The 19523-nt window shown below is 62.1% G+C and carries 13 protein-coding genes; 11 read left to right on the forward strand and 2 right to left on the reverse strand.

Translation table 11 applies throughout. The annotated features are described in order from the left end of the window. Positions 1–64: 64 nt before the first annotated feature. Complete coding sequence (gene nhaA, locus ACTQZK_RS04995; RefSeq protein WP_441898697.1) at positions 65–1555, forward strand: Na+/H+ antiporter NhaA; 1491 nt, start codon at positions 65–67, stop codon at positions 1553–1555. Between the two features lie 72 nt (positions 1556–1627). On the opposite strand, the gene mscL is transcribed toward nhaA, so the two are convergent. Continuing rightward, complete coding sequence (mscL, locus tag ACTQZK_RS05000) at positions 1628–2080, reverse strand: large conductance mechanosensitive channel protein MscL (RefSeq protein WP_418830805.1); 453 nt, start codon at positions 2078–2080, stop codon at positions 1628–1630. Positions 2081–2227: 147 nt separating this feature from the next. Here mscL and ACTQZK_RS05005 point away from each other — a divergent pair, with 147 nt between their 5' ends. From ACTQZK_RS05005 to ACTQZK_RS05045, 9 genes are all read left to right on the forward strand, one after another. After that, positions 2228–3484: an isochorismate synthase gene (locus ACTQZK_RS05005; RefSeq protein WP_441898699.1), complete on the forward strand. Its 1257-nt coding sequence runs from the start codon at positions 2228–2230 to the stop codon at positions 3482–3484. Next, positions 3481–5358 carry a 2-succinyl-5-enolpyruvyl-6-hydroxy-3-cyclohexene-1-carboxylic-acid synthase gene (menD, locus tag ACTQZK_RS05010; protein WP_441898701.1) on the forward strand — a complete coding sequence of 626 codons (1878 nt, stop codon included), beginning with the start codon at positions 3481–3483 and terminating at the stop codon, positions 5356–5358. Before ACTQZK_RS05005 ends, menD begins: the two co-directional genes overlap by 4 nt. An 85-nt stretch (positions 5359–5443) precedes the next feature. Then, positions 5444–6382, forward strand: a complete 939-nt coding sequence (locus ACTQZK_RS05015; RefSeq protein WP_225749697.1) for an alpha/beta fold hydrolase — start codon at positions 5444–5446, stop codon at positions 6380–6382. 844 nt (positions 6383–7226) lie between these two features. Beyond that, entirely contained in the window at positions 7227–8066 is an 840-nt protein-coding gene (gene menB, locus ACTQZK_RS05020) for a 1,4-dihydroxy-2-naphthoyl-CoA synthase (RefSeq protein WP_114566410.1), read from the forward strand. 107 nt (positions 8067–8173) lie between these two features. Then, positions 8174–10996, forward strand: coding sequence for an o-succinylbenzoate synthase (gene menC, locus ACTQZK_RS05025; RefSeq protein WP_441898704.1), 2823 nt, complete (start codon positions 8174–8176; stop codon positions 10994–10996). A gap of 90 nt (positions 10997–11086) precedes the next feature. Continuing rightward, positions 11087–12616: a basic amino acid/polyamine antiporter gene (locus ACTQZK_RS05030; RefSeq protein WP_225749700.1), complete on the forward strand. Its 1530-nt coding sequence runs from the start codon at positions 11087–11089 to the stop codon at positions 12614–12616. Between the two features lie 129 nt (positions 12617–12745). Further along, entirely contained in the window at positions 12746–13324 is a 579-nt protein-coding gene (locus ACTQZK_RS05035) for a xanthine phosphoribosyltransferase (RefSeq protein WP_114566449.1), read from the forward strand. Continuing rightward, on the forward strand, positions 13321–14754 hold the full coding sequence (locus tag ACTQZK_RS05040; RefSeq protein WP_225749701.1) for a uracil-xanthine permease family protein: 1434 nt from the start codon (positions 13321–13323) through the stop codon (positions 14752–14754). Before ACTQZK_RS05035 ends, ACTQZK_RS05040 begins: the two co-directional genes overlap by 4 nt. 476 nt (positions 14755–15230) lie before the next feature. Further along, positions 15231–16550 (forward strand): hemolysin family protein, encoded by a 1320-nt coding sequence (locus ACTQZK_RS05045; RefSeq protein WP_114566414.1) that lies wholly within the window; start codon positions 15231–15233, stop codon positions 16548–16550. Positions 16551–16613: 63 nt separating this feature from the next. On the opposite strand, the gene ACTQZK_RS05050 is transcribed toward ACTQZK_RS05045, so the two are convergent. Next, positions 16614–17405, reverse strand: coding sequence for an amidohydrolase family protein (locus ACTQZK_RS05050; RefSeq protein ID WP_418830627.1), 792 nt, complete (start codon positions 17403–17405; stop codon positions 16614–16616). Positions 17406–17749: 344 nt separating this feature from the next. Between ACTQZK_RS05050 and groL the strand changes: the two genes are divergently transcribed. Next, positions 17750–19336 (forward strand): chaperonin GroEL, encoded by a 1587-nt coding sequence (gene groL / locus ACTQZK_RS05055; protein WP_225749703.1) that lies wholly within the window; start codon positions 17750–17752, stop codon positions 19334–19336. Positions 19337–19523 lie beyond the last annotated feature (187 nt).

Below are 19523 nucleotides of genomic sequence, written 5' to 3' on the forward strand. Positions count from 1 at the left end.
GTATTCGTTGACGGGTCGCGACATTTGTTTGCGACTCGTTTCGTATACTAAAGCAATGACCGCGATGAAAGATACCACTGTGAAAACCCCGCAGCCTTCAGACGACCGAGCCGAGCGGCGCGAGCCGATCGGATCTTCCGAAGATACGACGGCTCCCGCTTGCTTGAGCGGCGATCCTTCGTGCGCCCCTACCGAGCGCATCCTGGAACCCGAAGTGCGCGGGCACCATCGCCGGCGTCGCAAGCTTTTGGAGTTCACGCACTCGTCCACCCGGGCTACCATGCTCATGTTGGCCGCTGCCGTGGCCGCGCTCGTTATCGAGAACACGCCCATCCTTCCGTACTTCGCCGAGTTTTGGCATTCGTTCAATATCGGGTTCTCGCTGGGCGATTTCGCGCCTCATCTTACGCTGGAGCACTTCATCAACGATTTCCTTATGGCGATCTTCTTTTTGCTGGTAGGTTTGGAAATCAAGTTCGAAATGACGGCGGGAGAGCTGACGAACCCCCGCAAGGCGCTGCTTCCCATCGTTGCCGCTGCGGGCGGCGCCGTGCTGCCCGCGCTTGTTTACTTGGCGGTGAACGCCGGTAGCGGCGCAATGCAGGGCTGGGGCGTTCCCATGGCCAACGACATCGCGTTTTGCCTGGGCATCCTTGCCCTTTTGGGAAATCGCATTCCATCGGGGCTGCGATCGTTCCTGTCTACGCTGACCATCGCCGACGACATGATCGCCATTTTGGTCATCGCCGTGTTCTATACGGCCAATCTGAACATCGTGTGGCTTGCGGGCGGCTTGGCGCTGTTCGCTGTGCTCATCTTGTTCAATCGCCTGCACATCTACGACCTGCCTCCCTACCTGCTGGTGGGCTTGCTCATGTGGGTGTGCTTCCTCATGTCCGGCGTGCACGCCACTATCGCGGGCGTTTTGCTCGCCCTGGCCATACCGGCGCGCTCGCAGGTCAAGCTGGATCGCGCGCCAAGCTGGTTCGAAGCCCGCGCGCGACGCGCCGACGAGCGCTACGACCCAGGCGAGCCCGACATCGTGCAGAAGGAGTATCTGAACGAGCTCAAGGAAATCGGCCGCGTTTCGCGCCTGTCCATTCCGCCTGTCACGCGGCTTGATCATCACCTGCACGTTCCCGTGTACTTCTTCATCCTGCCCCTGTTCGCGTTCTCGAACGCCAGCGTGGTGCTGGTGGGAATGGATCCGATGGCCATCATTACGAACCCGGTTACTATCGGCGTGTTCTGCGGTTTGCTGTTCGGCAAGCCGCTCGGGATTTTCCTGGCAACGTGGATTACGGTGAAGCTGAAGCTGTCCGATCTTCCTCGCGGCGTGAACTGGGGTCACATCGTTGGCGTGTCGGTGCTGGGCGGCGTGGGGTTCACCATGGCCATCTTCGTAACGAACCTGGCGTTCGTTGACGCCGCTACCATCGCGGTGGCGAAGGCGGCCATTCTGGCGGCGTCGCTCATTGCGGGCATCGTGGGCTTTCTGGTGCTGCGCAAGGTTACCGACGAAGTCGAGGTTGAATCCGAGGTTGAAGGGGCGTAGCGCGCGGATCTTGCGCGCCCTGCGCCCCGTTCGGCGGTTGCCTTGCGGTTGCGGAAGCGGCGCGCGATGCGCCTACTTTGCAACGATGGTCGGTTTTGCCGGCTCGGGCAGTTCTGCGGTGCAATGGGCGCAGCGGGTTGCCCCTTCCGCCACTTCTTCCAGGCAGTACGGGCAATGCGGGGCCTTCGTTTCCTCGACGGTCTTCCCGCGCTGCGCAAACGACTGCATCTTGTTCAGCGCCTTCACAATAAGGAACACCACCAGCGCGATTATCAGGAACTGGATAACTGCGCTGATGAAGTTTCCGTACGCGATGGCCGAATCTCCGGCACCCAGGGGAATGAACAGCTTCATGTCGGAGAAATCGACGCCGCCGATGAATGCGGACACGATAGGCATGATAAGGTCTTGTACCACGGAGTTGACGATGGCGGTGAATGCGGCGCCGATAACCACCGCTACGGCAAGATCCATCACGTTGCCCCTGTTGATGAACTCCTTGAATTCCTCTAAGAACTTCTTCATGGTTGTCCTTTCTGCTGAAAAGCGGTAGCTTGCGTGACTCTGCCAAGCGCCTTCCGTCAGTATAGAGGGGTCGTGCTAGAATGCCATGGTTGTAGCAACAATGAAGCAGGTCCGAAACCTTTTCGGATAGTCACGGATGGAGGCGCCATGACGCGGGTTTACTCGTACACGAAGCCGATCGAGGCCGATATGGTGGATGCGTTTTGCGTGCTTCAGAAGGGGTTCACCGATCAGTTCGTGTATTACCGCAAGGATCGACCGGTTCGTTTCATGGGACTGGGCCGGTGCATTGCGCTGCCGTCGCTGGCTGACGTGGAGTGCGATCTTGAAGGTCCCGCAGCGCAGCAACCCGTGTTCTTTTCCTTCAACCGTTTCGATGCCGAGAATCCGTCGCCTACCGACGAGCTGTTCGAGGCCTTTCCTCGCTTGCGGTTCATGTTGCCGGAAATCGTGCTGATAGAAACCGAAGAGGGCGTGCATTTGCAGGTGAATTCGCTCGGCCCCGTGTATGCCGGGCGCATCGAGCGCTTCGAGCGCCAGGCTCTTTCGGCCCCCAAGCGCCGCCGCGAAACCATTCCCTATCGCGTGGAGCCCGACTCGCGCGAGGCATGGCGCGAAGCCGTGGGCGCCGGCCTGGCTGCTATCGAGCAAGGACGCGTGGACAAAGTGGTGCTGTCCCGCCGACAGAAGCTGGTTGCCGACCGCCTCTTTTCGTCAAAGGATCTGCTGGTCAATCTCATTGACGGCGAGGCTCGCGGCACGGTGCTCCTGTACCGGTACGCCGACGTGTTCTTCTGCGGCTGCACGCCTGAACTGCTCGTGCGCAAGCGCGGTGCCGAAGTGGAGAGCATGTGCCTGGCCGGTACGTGCCCGGCCGGCGCGACGGAGCAGGAGCGCGCCCATCTGGCCGATGCGCTGATGGGCGACCAGAAGAACCGGGCGGAGCACGACTACGTGGTTCGGTTCATCCGCGAAGTGTTCCGCCGCACGTGCTACGACGTGGACGTGCCCGCCAACCCGGGCATTCTGCCGCTTACGCACGTGCAGCACCTGTTCACGCCCGCGCGCGCTCGCATGCTCGAGGGCGTTGACCTGTGGACGATGATGGGCGACCTGCACCCAACCCCGGCGGTTGCGGGCACACCGGTGGGCGAGGCCCAGATGCTCATTCGGCGCATCGAGGAGTACAACCGGGGCTTTTTCGCGGGGGCGTGCGGGTACGTTGATGGTGCAGGCGACGGCGAGTTTTCCGTTGCGTTGCGCACGGGCGTGTTCGACGGCGAGATAGGCTGGGTGTACGCTGGCTGCGGCATCGTGGCTGGTAGCGATGCCGACGATGAGTACGATGAGATCGGCATGAAGCTGAAGACGGTCCTCAGCGCCTTTGAAGGGAGCCAGGCATGAGCGAGGCGAAAGGGCGGGGCCAGCGCCTCGTTTCGTCCGAGTATAAGCCGGCGGCTTCGTCTTGCTATCTCGGCGGCGTGGAGTTTTTGGCGGCGTTTTTCGACGAGCTCAGTTGCTGGGGCGTGCGAGACGTGGTGGTGAGCCCCGGGTCTCGTTCTACGCCGCTTTCGATGACCGCGTACGAGCTGTCGCGCCGCGCGCCCGAGCGCATGCGGGTGTTCGTCGACGTCGATGAGCGCGGGGCTGCGTTTTTCGCGCTTGGCCTGGCGAAGGCGACCGGCCGGCCGGTCGCCGTGGTGTGCACGTCGGGGTCGGCGGTGGCGAACTACTATCCCGCCGTCCTTGAGGCGGAGTCCTCGCGCGTGCCGCTGATCGTTTTAACGGGCGACCGCCCGCCGCGCCTGCAGGGATTGGGCGCGCCGCAAACGTGCGACCAGCTCAATGCGTACGGCAGCCATGTTCGCGCGTTCAGGCAGATGCCCCTGCCCTCCGCCGACCCTGCGGCCGTGGGTTTTGCCCGCCAGGCGGCGCGCGAAGCGTGCATCGCGTCTCTGGGCGAAGGGGTGCTTCCCGATGAAAGCCCCCGATTGGCGGCAGCATGCTGGGGCGGCCCCGTGCACCTCAACTTTCCGTTCGACGAACCGCTCAAGCCCGACCTTTCCACGGAAGGGGTGTTTGACGTCGGCAGATCTTTGTCGGAGGCGTTCGGGGTCATGCGTCCGCGTGCATCGTTCGGCATGCAAGATGCCGCACGCGTTTCTTCGTTGCTTGCCAACCGCCGCACGCTCGTGTTGGCGGGGGAAGGCTCGTGCGCAACGGAGTTCGAGGCGCGCAAGGTGCTTGCGTGGGCCGAGGCGTTCGACCTCCCCGTTTTGGCAGATCCGCTTTCCGGCCTGCGCTGCTTTGCGGATAACGTGGTGATCGACAACTACGATTCTCTGTTCGGCGTTGGCGGGTCGGTCCCCGAAGAGCGCGCTCCGCAGGCGGTTATCCGCTTCGGGCGCTTCCCGGTGTCGAAGAAGGCGACGCAGATGGTGGCGTCGCTTCGCCCGATGCAGATTGTCGTCGATCCGCTTGAAACGCGCGATTGCAATGCGGCCACCGATCTGTTCGTGCGTTGCAAGCCGGTCGAGTTCGCGGGGTCGTTGCGCGTGGCTTGCGACCTGGGGACCATCGATCATGAGCCTTCGGATCGGCAGCGGGATTTCGCAGGCGCTTGGAAGGCCGCGAACGATGCGGCGCGAAGCTGCTTGCTTGCGGCTGACTCCGTCGAGGCGGGCTTCGAGGGCGCGTTCGTGCGGCGCGTCGTGGAGCTTACGCCCTCCGGATCGTGCCTGTTCGCAGCCAACTCCATGAGCGTGCGTGCCGTGGACACGTTCTGCCTCAAGGGCAACAAGTCCTTGACGGTGCTGTGCAATCGCGGGTTGAACGGTATCGACGGCACGGTGTCCACGGCGCTGGGCGCTGCTCAATCGTTCGCGCAAACGACGCTGCTCACGGGCGATCTTACCCTGCTGCACGACGTGAACGCCCTTGCCCTGCAACGCGAGCTGCGCGTTCAAGCGGCGCAGGGCGGCGGTTCGCCCAGCATCGTGATCGTGCTGCTCAACAACAACGGCGGCGGCATCTTCGACATGCTGCCCCAGAAATCCGACGAGGACTACTTCGAGCGGCTGTTCCTCACCCCGCAAGACGTCGATTTCGCCGCCGCTGCGCAAGCGTTTCGCGTGCCCTATCGACGCGCCGAGACCGTTTCGCAGTTCGACGAAGCGTACCGGGCATGTCTTGGCGTTCCCGGTATCAGTCTGATCGAGGTTCCGGTTCCCCTGGAAGGCCTGCGGGAGCGATACGCGCCGTATTGGAATCTTTCCTAATGGGGGCCGATGCGCGTGCGCTGCGCCGGTCCAGCCTGTTGAACCGGTTCAGATGCCCGCTTGCGCCATGCGGTTCGGAGGTGCGATGAGCGAAGTCTTGCAGCACGAGTTCGGAGATGCGATGAGCGGGGTTTTGCAGCATGAGAGCAGCTTCGATGTGCGCGGCGTGCGCTACCGCTACCTGATCTGGACGGGGGCTTGCCGGTCGCTTCCCCCGGTTATCTTGCTTCATGGGTTTTCCCAGAGCGCCGACTCGTGGGATCAAGTTGCCCCCTTGCTTGCTTGCCATCGCATGGTATATGCGCTTGACCTGGTTGGACATGGAGGGTCGGCCGCTCCTGCGGATTCGTTTTCCTATGCGCTGCAAGCTCAGGGGGAGGCTCTGCTTTCGTTTGCCGCGCACGCGGCGGCGGAAAACGGCGGGCGCCGCCCTGCGGTGATCGGGTATTCGATGGGCGGTCGTATTGCACTGTCTTCCCTGGTTGGACAGCCGGAAGCGTTCTCTCGTACGGTGAGCTCGCTTGTTCTGGAAAGCGCTGGGCTCGGATTCGCCACCGATGCCGATCGTGCTTGTGCGGCAGATCGCGATGCGGCCAATGCCTCCCGCTTGCGGGAGCAGGGCCTGAAGGCGTTCATGGATGCATGGGAGCGTCTTCCGCTGTTCGCTTCCCAACGACGTTTGCCCCCGAACGTGCGGTCGCACGTGCGCGCCGGACGGCTCGCTAATGACGCGGAGGCGCTTGCGCGTACGTTCGAGCATGCCGGCCAGCATTCTATGCCAACGCGCAAAGAGGTGCTTTCCGCGCTGGCTACTGTTTGCGACCAGGGAGTTTCGGTTCAGTATCTGACCGGGTCGCTCGATCGGAAGTACTGTGCGCTGTCCGAAGAGCTGCGCTGCGTTCCCGACGTTGCCGTCGAGGTAGTTCAAGGTTCGGGACACAACGTGCATCTGGAGGCGCCCGCGGATTTCGTTCGATGCGTCGAGGCGTTCCTGGCGCCCGCGCCCCTCAGGCCGCGCGCATAGCGTTGTTGGTTTTTGCTTTGCGGCGTAGGTGCGAAGCGTCCGCTCGCGCGGGAGGCGCGGTGTTTACGGGTGCGCCCATGGGGGAGGGGGTGCGCGCCTCCCGGTGCCCCTGCTCCTGCGCGCCCTTGCGCCAGCGGTCGGCGACGTCCTGAGCCAGCTCGATCGGCCGCGCCTCTGCTCCCTTGCCGACCGTCCGCCTGCTCCGCGTATGGGGAGCGCGCACGAAAAACCCCTGTCGCTGGCAGGTTTTGACGGTTTGAGGTCGTCGAGTCGAGCAGCGTGTTTGCCAGAGTTCGACCTGCTTTTCGTTTTGCCTGCTCACAGCCTTGATCTGCCAGGCTGCCTTTTCCAGAGCACCTGCCTTGCCAGATCAATCGACCTCAAACCGTCAAAACCTGCCAGCGAGGGCGGTTTTTCGTGCGCAAGCCTCTTTCCGGGTGCAGGGTTGCGGCTGGGCGCTGCCGCTGACGGGGTGCGACGGTTCTGACAGGGCGCCCTGCCGCCAACAAGGCGCGGCAGCGGCGTGCGGCGACGGCAGGACGCGGCGTGCGACAGCGCGTTCCGGCGCTGCCAGCAGGCCCCGGCGGTTCTGACAGCGCGTGGTAGCGGAGGGCTTGCGAGAGCGGTCGAACGGGCGCTGCTCGGCGCGCGGCTCGCCCCGGCGGCCTGGCTTGTGCGCGACGGCGGGCGTTTTCCGCCGATTCCCCAGGTTGCGTCGTTTCTTTCCGGAGATATTCTGCGGAGACGTGCGCCTTTTCCCATTACGCGTTACTATAAGCCAATCCAACCGAAAACCTCCCATACGGCGTGCTCGGCTGATCGAGCGCGTAATGAAAGGACGGCCATGAGCGATACTGCGTGGCAGGCGGGCAAATCGTATCGAGAAATCGTGTACGAGACGTGCGACGGCATTGCCAAAATCACCATCAACCGGCCCGAACGTCGCAACGCCTTCACTCCGCTCACCGTTACGGAGCTTTACGACGCGTTCAGCGTGGCACGCGACGACGCTTCGGTCGGCGTCATCATCCTGACGGGCGCGAACCACGGCGGCCGTCCCGAAGACGAGGCGTTCTGCTCCGGCGGCGACCAGAAGATTCGCGGCAACGGCGGCTATGTGGGCGAGGACAACATCCCGCGCCTCAACGTGCTTGACCTGCAGCGCCTCATCCGCGTTGTCCCCAAGCCCGTTATCGCCATGGTCAACGGCTATGCCATCGGCGGCGGTCACGTGCTGCATATTCTGTGCGACCTGTCCATTGCGGCCGAAACGGCCAAGTTCGGCCAGACGGGTCCGAAGGTCGGCAGTTTCGACGCTGGTTACGGCGCGGGCTATCTGGCCAACATCGTAGGCCAGAAGAAGGCGCGCGAAATCTGGTACCTGTGTCGGCAGTACACGGCGGCCGAGGCTTTGGACATGGGCCTGGTCAATAAGGTGGTTCCCTTCGACCAGCTCGAGCAGGAGTGCGTGAGCTGGGCGCGCGAAATGCTGCAGTTCAGCCCCACGGCTCTGCGATTCATGAAGGCGTCGTTCAACGCGGCCACCGACGGCTTGGCGGGCATTCAGCAGCTTGCCGGCGATGCGACGCTTCTGTATTACACTACGGACGAGGCGAAGGAAGGTCGCGACGCGTTCAAGGAGCATCGCGCGCCCGACTTCACTCAGTTCCCGAAGTTTCCCTAAGATGGTGAATCCTGGCGTGCGGCGGCGTTTGCGCGCCAGGCGCGATGATAGTGCCTGGCCGTTGCGGCCAGCGACGAAGTGCTTGAGAGGCGGGGCGGAGTGCGGCGATGATCGGCGCATTTGAAAGCATGGTGCGGCAGTGCCCGCAACGTACGTGCTTCACGTACGTTGACGAAGCGGGTGCGGAGCTGTCGTTTTCGTATCGCGAAACGCGGATGCTGTCTGCGGCCATCGCGCGCAACTTGCAGTCCCATGGAGCGAATCCGGGGGACTGCCTTGTCGTCGATCTGCCGAACTGCCCTGCGTACGTGTTCCTTATGCTGGCCGCTGCGTACGGCGGCTTCACGCTGATCGCGCTCAACAACCGTTTGACAAGCGCCGAGAAGATGAGTCGCGTCATGGAGGTGGAGCGCACGTCCGATGTGCGCATCGCCGCACGTATCGACGAGGGCAACGTGAAGCGCGTACTCGATCGGGCGTCGGCGCTTCTTGCCGGCGAAGAATCGACCGCGTCGCCTGCGTCGCGCGCTGCCGCTCGGCCGAGTCGACCGACGTTCTCCACGCTTGTTGCGGCCGCTTCGGCCGAGGCTCGCTCGACGAAGGCCCTGGGAAGGGCGGGTACGGGCAGGGCTTCCGCCCGTCGACGCGACGCCGTTGCTCGCCAAGATGCTCTTGAGGGCATCATCCACTTTGCCGAGCATGCCGCGCACGTGTTCGATTCCAGCATGCGAGCCGTGATCATGTTCACCTCGGGAACGACCGGCCGCGCAAAAGCAGTACCTCTCACCTGGGATAACGTGTGCCGTTCCTCGGAGATATCCAACACCGCCCTCAACCGTCGGGCCGAAGGGCTGTGGCAGGCCGCGCTGCCGCTGTACCACATAGGCGGGTTCCAGGTGGTGGTTCGCAGCTTTTTGAACAACAACAGCTTCGTGCTGTACCGCCGTTTCGATCCCGACCGCCTGTTGGGCGACGCTGCAAGCAAGGGCGCTACGCACGTGTCGGTGGTGGACAAGATGCTGCAGGATCTGCTTGCTTCGGGCCGTGCGGAAACGCTGAAGCGCTACGCCTGCATTCTTTTGGGCGGCGGAGCAACGAACCCGCAAACGCTCGAGCGCTCCTGTGCGCTGGGTCTTCGCGTGTACGCAAGCTACGGCATGACCGAGACTTCAAGCCAGATTGCCCACGCCCAGGTCACGTCTTCGTTCCAAGGCGGGCTGCGCCTGCTTCCCGGTTACAAGGCCCGCATTGTCGATCCGGGCGAGGATGGCTTCGGCCGTTTGGCGGTGAAGGGTCCCGGTGTGTTCGCGGGGTACCTGAACGCCCGCGCAGCTCATACGGTGGACGGGTACTTCCTCACGGGCGATACCGCCGCCATGTACCAGGGCTCCATCTACGTGAAGGAGCGTACCGAGGACATGTTCGTCTCGGGCGGGGAGAACATCTATCCCGCCGAGATCAAGGAACGGCTTCTGCGCGTTCCGGGGGTCGCCGATGCGCATGTGTTCGGGGTTCCCGACGAGCGATGGGGGCGCCGACCCGTGGCGTTCGTGGAGCGCGAACGGGCGCAGGAGGCATCAAGGTCGTCTGCGCTGGACAACTGCCGATTCGCGCATGCCGTGCGCGCTCATCTGGCGCCGCGGCTCTCGAAGCTGTACCTGCCGAAGCACGTGTGCGTGCTTGACGAGTTTCCGCGCAGCGGCATTGGCAAGGTGGACCGCGCTGCCCTCGAAAGGCTGTACGACCAGCGCATCGAGGTGGTGCGCGTAACCCTGCACCGCATTCGCCTGCCTTTCGAGCGCCCCTTTAAAACTCCGAAGGGCGTGATGGCCCAGCGCGAGTCCATCATCGTGGAAGTGACCGACCATGCCGGCCGTACCGGGTTGGGCGAGTGCGTCGCGTTCCCGACGGACTGGTATCTACCGGAAACGCTTGATCAGGATGCGCGGATTCTGCGGGACGTGCTGGCGCCCCTTGTGCTGCGCGCGACGATGCTCCATCCAAGCGAGGCATCCGCCCTGTTTGCCACGCAGCCTGAATCGGCTTCGTTTCCCTTGGCGTGCGGCGCCATGGAGCCTGCCCTGTGGGATTTGTACGGCAAGATAGTCGGCAAGCCGTTGTGGCAGCTCATAGGCGGGTCGAACAAGAAGTCGCCGCGCATCGGGGGACCGCTGTCCGCCTCCGTTTCCGCCGGGGCGGTTTTGGGGTTGGCCTCCGAAGCCGACACGGTGGCCTCGGCGCGCCGTTGCGTGGAGGCGGGCTACCGGCGCGTGAAGCTGAAGGTGGCTCCTGGTACGCTTGGATGCGTGCGCGCGGTGCGCGAGGCGTTCCCCGACCTCGCCATTACGCTTGATGCGAACCAGAGTTTTTCCGATCGCGATGCGGACGAGCTGCGCGCGCTCGACGCTTGCAACGTGGCTTGGATCGAGGAGCCGCTTGATCCCCGTCGCGTTTCGGGGTCGGATTCCTCAGATATCTTCACCCGGCTGGCGCGGCTGCAAAGAACCATGCGAACCCCGTTGTGCCTTGACGAGTCGATTGCCCGTCCGGCGGATCTTGCCCGCGCGCTTTCGCACCCCGAACTGAAATGCTATGCCGTGAAGATCGGCAAGTTCGGAGGCGTGCAGCCTGCGCTCGATTTTGTGAACGCAGCGGCTGAGCGCGGCATAGACGTATGGATGGGGGGCATGTACGACACGGGTATCTCCAAGCGTCTGCATGCTGCGTTCCAGACGCTGCCCAACGTTACGGCGCCGGGAGACATAGGGTCGACCGCTCGATATTTCTCGCATGACGTGACCGATCCTCCGTACACGGCTGAACGCGGCCTGGTCACGTTGAACCGGGAAGGCAACCCATACGGCATAGGATGCGATCTCAACCGCTCGGTTCTGGCGAACGTGCTTGTTGGTCGGACAGCGGTCGAATAGCTTTATCCAAAATGTTGCATAACCGTCTGTTCGGAAAGCGATGCAGTGGGGTATGATGCACGGTATTGTACAAAGAGGAACGGGGATTTCATGAGCGCACCCGCAGCGAATCACGCGGCCGCATCAACTTCTGCGGCGGGATCTGGCAGCATTACAGGAGCGGACGGGTCCTCTGGATCGCCGCAAATTCATGGCAACTTAGGAATATTTCGCCTGGTCACTACTGTTATTACGCTGATTGTCGGCGGCGGTGTATTCACGCTGGCGGGCGATCAGGCCGCTGGCGGCGCAAGCGGCGCGGCTATCCTTACGGCATGGAGCATTTCCGGTATCGGCGTGCTGTGCCTGGTGATGACGTTTTATGCACTCTCTCGCATAAAGCCTCAGCTAAAGGGTGGAATTTACAGCTACGCAAGCGCCGGTTTCGGCGACTTTCTGGGGTTCAACAGCGCGTGGGGCTACTGGATCAGTGCGCTTTTGTGCACGGTCAGCTTCTCTGCGCTGCTGTTCGGCGCCCTCTCGTACTTCTTCCCCATTTTCGGCGGTGGAACCAATCTGCCTTCCGTGATCGGGGCCAGCGTTCTCATCTGGTTCTACGTGTTCTTGGTGTCGCGCGGCATCAAGGAGGCTACGGGCGTGAACGCCGTCATCACCATCAGCAAGTTCGTGCCTATTTTCGTCGCCATCACGGCCATCATCTTCTTGCAGAAGTTCGATCCGGCGGTGTTCATGGCCAACCTCACCACGGGTTCCGATCCGGGGCTTCCCTTCTTCGACCAGGTGAGCAGCACTATGATGATCACCATCTGGGTGTTCGTGGGCATCGAGGGCGCCGTGGCCATTTCCGGGCGCGCCAAGAAAGAGCGCGACGTAGGCAAGGCCACTATTATCGCGTTCGTGTGCGTGTTGGCAATCTACCTGATGGTCAGCATGCTCAGCATGGGCGTGATGCCGCTTTCCCAGCTTGCCCAGCTGGAGAACCCGGCTTTGGCGGGCGTCATGGAGTACGCCGTTGGCCCGTGGGGCGCCATGCTCATCAACGGCGGCGTTGTGCTGTCGCTGGTGGGGGCCATGCTGGGATACACGGTGCTGTCGAGCGAGTCCCCGTATGAGGCCGCCGAGCAGGGCGTGTTCATCAAGGCGTTCGCGAAGACCAACAAAAAGGGCGCGCCTATCGTGACGCTGGTGGTCACGAACATTATCATCGAGGTGTTCCTGGTTCTCATGCTGTTCTCGGACAGCACCTACCAATTCTTCTACACGCTTTCGGCGGGAATGATCCTGCTTCCGTACTTGTTGTCGGCGGCGTACTTCGCCAAGATCACGTTCACCGAGCCCGGGGCATTCAAGGGCCGCATCGGCGGCAACATCGTTTTGTGGCGCATTTTCGGAATCATCGGCGTGCTGTACAGCTTCTTTTTGGCGTGGGCGAGCGGGGCGGTGGGCCTTACCATCATGTCGCTTTTGTACGCGCCGGGCATCCTGATGTACATCAAGGGCAAAAAAGAGCGCAACGAGCCTTATCTGGTAAGCCTGCGCGACAAAGTGGTGGTGGCCGTCATCCTTTTGGCTGCGGCGGTTTCCATCGTTCTGATCGCAACCGGGCAGGTTGTTATCTAATTTTCCGCGTTCGAGTGCGCGCGTTCCTTTACACTGGTTCGCAGTAGAAATGCGGCTGGTGGCCGCATGGTAAGGGAACGCGCGGCTTTGTGCTGCGCGACGGACAATCGTGCAAGTACGGAGGAGAACGTGGAACTGCTGGAGGAACGCATCAGGCGTGATGGGGTGGTGAAGTCGGAGGGCGTCCTGAAGGTGGACAGCTTCCTGAACCATCAACTGGACATTGATCTCTTCGATGAGATGGGCGCCGAGTTCAAGCGGCTGTTCGCTGATGCTCCCGTAACGAAGATTCTTACCATCGAGGCTTCCGGCATTGGAATAGCCTGCGTGGTTGCTCGGCATTTCGGGGTGCCGGTGGTGTTTGCGAAGAAAGCTCAGTCGATCAACCTGGATGGCGAGATGTACACCACGTGCATCCAGTCGTTCACGCACGGTCGCGTGTACGACGTCATCGTGTCCAAAAAGTTCTTGGGGCCGAACGACCACGTTTTGATCATCGACGACTTCCTGGCTAACGGGTGCGCGCTGAACGGGCTGATCGAGCTTGTGGACGAAGCGGGCGCAACGGTCGAGGGCATTGGCATCGCGGTCGAGAAGGGCTTCCAGCCGGGCGGCGCCGATCTGCGCGAACGCGGGTATCGCCTGGAGTCGCTTGCCATCGTCGAGAGCATGGATCCGGAAACGGGCGAGATCGGGTTTCGCCGATGAAGACGTTCGCAACCGAGAACCTGTTCAAGCTTGACGGCGACATCCCCCTGCTTCGAGCCGTTCCTTTTGGCGTTCAGCACATCCTTGCGATGTTCGTCGCCAACCTCGCGCCCATCGTCATCGTGGCCAGCGCCGCCGGCTTGAGCGACGGGCAGACCGGCACGCTCATCCAAAGCGCCATGCTGATTGCGGGCATCGGCACGCTCATTCAGCTGTTCCCGTTGTGGCGTGTGGGGTCGGGATTGCCTATTGTCATGGGCATCAGCTTCACCTTCGTGACGGTGCTGTGCGGCATCGTGGCTACGTACGGCTACAACGTGGCTATTGGCGCCATCATCATCGGTGGCATCATCGAGGGCGTTTTGGGCCTGTTCGCGCGGTATTGGCGTCGCATCATATCGCCCATCGTTGCGGCGGTGGTGGTGACGTCCATCGGGTTCTCGCTTTTGGGCGTGGGCGCTGCTTCGTTCGGCGGCGGCAACGGCGCGCCGGACTTCGGTTCTCCGCAAAACTTGCTGCTGGGAACCATCTCGCTTGTTTCGTGTCTGGTGTTTCAGGTTCTGGCCAAAGGCAAGACCAAGCAGTTGTCGGTTTTGTTCGGCCTGATCATTGGCTATGTGGTTGCGTTGGTGCTGGGCGCGGTCGACTTCAGCGGCTTCGAGGGGCTTAGCTTGTTCGCATTCCCCCAGTTCATGCCGTTTGCTCCGGAGTTTAATCTGGGCGCCATCGTTTCGGTGACGCTGATCTTCCTGGTGTCGGCTACCGAGACCATCGGCGACACGTCGGCCCTTACCATGGTGGGCCTGAACCGCGAGGTCAAAGAGAAGGAGCTTTCGGGCTCGATCGCTTGCGACGGTTTCGTCAGCTCGTTGTCGGCGTGCTTCGGGTGCCTGCCCATCACGTCGTTCTCGCAGAACGTCGGCCTGGTGGCCATGACGAAGGTTGTGAACCGCAAGGCTATCGCCACGGGTGCGGCCATCATGATTTTGGCGGCGTTCCTGCCGGTCATCAGCGCGGTGTTCTCGTCTTTGCCCGAGGCGGTGCTGGGCGGTTGCACCATCATGATGTTCGGCAACATTATCGTGAGCGGTTTTCAGATGATCGCGCGGGCGGGCTTCACGCAGCGCAATATCTTGATCGCCGCGCTTTCGCTGGCGGTTGGCATTGGCTTTACGCAGGTGGCGGACTTGTTCGCGGTGTTCCCGGAGCTGATCCAAAGCGTGTTCGCGCAGAACTGCGTGGCCATGGTATTCCTGGTTGCCGTAGTGGCGAACCTGGTGTTGCCCAAAAACATCAAAGTGGAGGGAGATCCGGGGGCGGCTGATTCTATCCAGGGCGACTCGCCTGTTGAGGGTGCCGCTGGGGAGGGAGTTGCTTCAGCCGGGGCGCCCTCGCAGTCTGCTGACGCGGGAGATTTAGCGCGCGCCTAGTATACGACGAAGCGAAGCGAGCGCCGTCGGACCTTGCGGGGTCCGACGGCGCTCGTGCGTGATGGGCGCCGCGCCGCGCCGGGCGCGGGTGTCGGGTACGCGCATCGGGCGCGGCGGGGCTGCGCGCCGGGCACGGCGGAGGCTGTCGGCGCCGCTGCAGGGATATTGTCGCCCGAAACGTACGGTTTTGCCGCGAAAACCGTACGTTTCGGGCGACAATGCGTTCTTCGTCGTGCGCTCGGACCCGCGACCCGCGCCCGGCCCCGAACCCGCGACCTGCGACCCGCGCCGCGGCCCATGCCCTTGCGGCCCCTGGTTGTCCTTTGGTAACACTTCTGTATAAAGCGTAGTTTTTCACTCAGGCTCTCCTGCGAACTGGTACAAATAGTAGGGACAGCAAAAGCGCTGCTTGGCAGGTGGCCTAGGAAACCGCCTTCAGCAGACATTGACAACCGAACCTAAGGAGACCAGCTTTAATGCCTGTTGCGTTAAGCCTTTTTCTTGTCCTGTTCTTTCTCATCATGAATGCGTTTTTCGTCGCCGCCGAGTTTTCGCTCGTTCGCGTGCGCAAATCCCAGGTTGAGATCCTTGTCGAAGAGGGTCGTCCCGGCGCCAAGTACACCAAATTGGTCGCTGACAACGTTAACGCGTACCTTTCCGCTTGCCAGCTGGGCATCACCCTTGCCTCGCTCGCGCTGGGCTGGCTGGGCGAACCTGCCGTTTCCGCGCTCATTTCTCCGCTGCTTTCGGCGTTCGGTCTGCCCGAGGCCGCCATTCACGCTATCGCCATCGCCGTTGGCTTCATCATCATCACGGCGTTGCACATCGTGGTGGGCGAGCTTATTCCGAAGTCGCTCGCCATTTTCTCAACTGAAAAGTACTCCCTGCTCACGGCCACGCCGCTTGTGTGGTTCTACCGTCTGACCTACCCGGTCATGTGGCTGTTCAACACCATTACGAACGGCGTCATGAAAATGCTCGGCCATGATGCAGCCAGCGAGCACGAGGTGTACACCGACGAAGAAATCAAGCTGCTGATCGACGAGAGCACCGAAAGCGGTCTGATCGATCCCGAGCAGAACGCCTACGTGGACAACATTTTTGACCTGGGCGACAAGGACGCCGAGGCTATCATGACCCCGCGCACCGACCTCATCTGCATCGACCTGGAGGATTCGCTCGAGGAGAACATGCAGCTGGTGCAGCGTTATAAGTACACGCGCTACCCGGCATGCCGCGGGACGAAGGACCGCATCGTGGGCTTCGTGCATGTGAAGGACCTGTACACGCTGTCTGAGCATGCAACGGTGGACGACCTGCGCATTCGAACGATTCAGGCCGTCCCCGAGGGCGTGCCCATCGCCAAGCTGCTGCAGACGCTGCAGGAAAAGCGTACCAAGATCGCGGTGGTCATCGACGAGCACGGTGGTACTGCCGGCATCGTTACCATGAGCGACATCATGGAACAGATCGTGGGTCGCATCGACGACGAGTACCAGCACGGCGACACCGACGAAGTGGTGAACATGGAAGACGGCAGCTACCTGGTGGACGGTTCGCTGCCTATCGATGAGGTGGGCGATCTGATCGGCTTCAAGCCCGTCGAGTCGGAGGAGTGCGAAACGGCGGGCGGCTTGCTGCTCACGCTGTTCGACCGAATTCCCGACGAAGGCGACTCGGTGTCGGTCGAAGGCGGCGGCAAGAAGGCGTCGTTCACCGTTGTGGACATGGACCGCCACCGCATTGACAAGATTCGCCTTGTGCTGGAAGACCTGCCGGAGGGCGAAGACGAATAACGCGCATCAAAAAGAGGGCTCGCAATTCTGCGGGCCCTCTTTTACGAAAGCGCGGTTTCTCGGCTACCCCACCTTCACGCCGGCGAACCGCTCGGCGTTGTGCCAAAGCATGTTCTCCAGCTCGTCTTCGCTGAAACCTGCGGTAACGAACTGGTCGTATTCGGCGGCGGGATCCCACATGGGGAAGTCCGACCCGAACATGATGCGGTCGGTGCCCCACATGCGCGCCAACTCCACGGTGCGGCGTTGTCCCAGGAAGAACTGCGAACTGGACGCGTCCACGAACAGATTCTCGTTGTGCAGGATGTCGTAGCCTACGTCGTAGCGCGACCAGCAGCCGAAATGCGCGGCATCCACCACAAGGTCGGGGAACGTCTTCAGGACGTTCAACAGCCGCTGTGGATGCGAATAGTCGTATCGGTAGTCGCCGGTATGCAGCACGATAGGCACGCGGCCTTCTATGATTTCGTACACGTTCATAAGGCGCGGGTCGTCCATATTCACATGCTGCGTGTCGGGGTGCAGCTTCATGCCGTGCAGACCCAGGCCGATGGCCCGCTCGATTTCCCTTTCGGGATCCGGGTAATCTTGGTGCATGGTCATGAAACCGATGAACTCAGGATGCAGCCGGCATTGCTCGGCGATGAAATTGTTGATGGTTTCCACGCTGCCCGGCGTGGTGGCCACCGAATGCACAATGAAGTGCGTGATGGGCGCACGCTCCTTCGAGGCCAGCAGGTGCTCCACCGTGCCTTCGCCGTACATGTCGATGACGTAGAAGTCCCCGATGGCGTCGACGGCGCGCGAGGCGATTTTATCCGGGTAGATGTGGGCGTGGGCGTCGATGACGGCCATGGGCTCGTGCTCCTTTGCAATGTGCGGTTTGTGCGGTGCGACGCTGGGCGGCGCACGCGAAAACGACGCTGCCCAAGAGCCGTGCAACTTTCGATTGTAGAACATCGCGGTTTTGGGCGCATTAGGCAGAAGGATATTTCTGGGTGTCACTTTGCATTGGTCGCGAGGAAAAAAGGCCGAAAGACTAGCACTCGAAGCAAAAGAGTGCTAACTTTTTCGACAGTGACTTTAACAAGCTCCCGCACGCCTGAAACGGCGATGTTGAACCGCTTGAGGGCGCGGGACGCCTATCGTGCGCGCGGTGATGGCGAAGCGCCGCACACTGATGAGAAGGGAACCGAACTATGTCCAAAGACATTGCTTTCGACAACGAAACCCGTGCGAAAATGGCCGCTGGCGTGAACAAGCTGGCTGACGCCGTAAGGGTGACGATCGGCCCCAAGGGCCGCTACGTTGCCATGCAGAAGGAGCACGAGAAGCCGAACGTTTCCAACGATGGCGCAACCGTGGCGGCCAACGTCGACCTTGAGGATCCCATCGAGAACATGGGCATGAAGATCGTGCGCGAGGCTGCTGTGGCGGCCAACAACGATGCGGGCGACGGCACCACGACGGCAACCATCCTGTCCGACGCCATTGTGAGCGAAGGCGTGCGCTGCGTTATCTCGGGTTCCGATCCGCTGGCGTTGCGCCGCGGCATCCAGCGCGCCGCAGACGCGGTGGCGCAGGAGGTGCTCAAGGACGCCGTCGAGGTTTCCACGCGTGAGCAGATAGCCGAGATCGCAACGGTTTCCGCAGGAGATCGGGTCATCGGCGAAAAGATCGCCGAGGCCATGGACGCTATCGGCAAAGACGGCATCATCTCTGTGGAGAAGTCCCAGAACTTCGGCATCGAGGTGAAGATCCTCAAGGGCATGATGTTCGACAACGGCTTTATCTCCCCTTACATGGCCGATGATCAGGGCCGTTTGGAAGGCGAGCTGAAAGAGCCCTACATCTTTCTGACCGATCAGCGCCTGGGCGACAATTTCGCCGACATCGTGCCCGTGCTGGAGGAGGTCATGCAGTCCGGCCACCCGCTGCTGATCGCCGCCGAGGACGTGCGTGGCGAGGCCCTGAACGCGCTGCTCATGAACCGTCGTCGCGGCACGCTGATCAGCGTTGCGGTAAAGGCGCCCGCTTTGGGCGACCGTCGCAAGGCGGAGCTTGAGGACTTGGCCATTCTTACCGGCGGCGAGGTCATTACTCCCGATCGCGGCCTGTCGCTCTCCGATGCGCGCAAGAGCATGCTCGGTCGCGCTGCAAGCGTGCAGATCACCAAGGACCGTACGACCATTCTGGGCGGCAAGGGCAAGCCCGAGGACGTCGAGCAGCGTTGCGCGCAGCTGCGCGCCGAGATCGAGCGCACGCAGATCGACTACGATCGCGACGTGCTGCGCGAGCGCTTGGCGAAGCTGTCCAGCGGCATCGCGGTGATGGAAGTGGGCGCTGCTACCGAGTCCGAGATGAACGAGATTCGCAGCCGCATCCAGGACGCCTTGCTGGCCACGCGCTCTGCCGCCGAGCAGGGCCTGGTCGCTGGCGGCGGCGTGGCGCTGCTGCAGGCTGCCGCTGTGCTGGACGATCTGAAGTGCGACAACCCCGAGGAGCAGCTGGGCGTGGACATCCTGCGCAAGGCGCTCGAAGAGCCGCTGCGCGCGCTTGCCGAGAACGCGGGCTACCGTGGCGACGTTGCGGTCGAGACGGTCAAGGAGCTGCCGCAGGGCCATGGCTTGGATTGCATGACCGGCGAATACGGCGACATGATTTCTCGCGGCATTGCCGATCCCGCCAAGGTGACGTGCACGGCGTTGCAGGCTGCGGCTTCCGTTGCGTCCCTGATTCTGATCACGAACGCGTCGGTGAGCGACATGGTTCCCGAAGAGGACTAGTGCTCGAATTCGCGTTCCTCGCATTCTGACACCGGCCCGCGCTCATGTGCGGGCCGGCGTTTTTTACGGGGCGGTTCCGTGCGACAAGGGCGGGATTCATGTTGAAGGTGCTTTACTGCCTTCGGGTTCGGAGCTTTCATCGCGGTGTTCTCACGCGATGCCCTCGGCGAGTTCTCGCAGATTCGCC

Source organism: Paraeggerthella sp. LCP19S3_G8, from assembly GCF_052119225.1.
In the GTDB taxonomy this organism is placed as follows: Bacteria; Actinomycetota; Coriobacteriia; order Coriobacteriales; family Eggerthellaceae; genus Paraeggerthella; species Paraeggerthella hominis.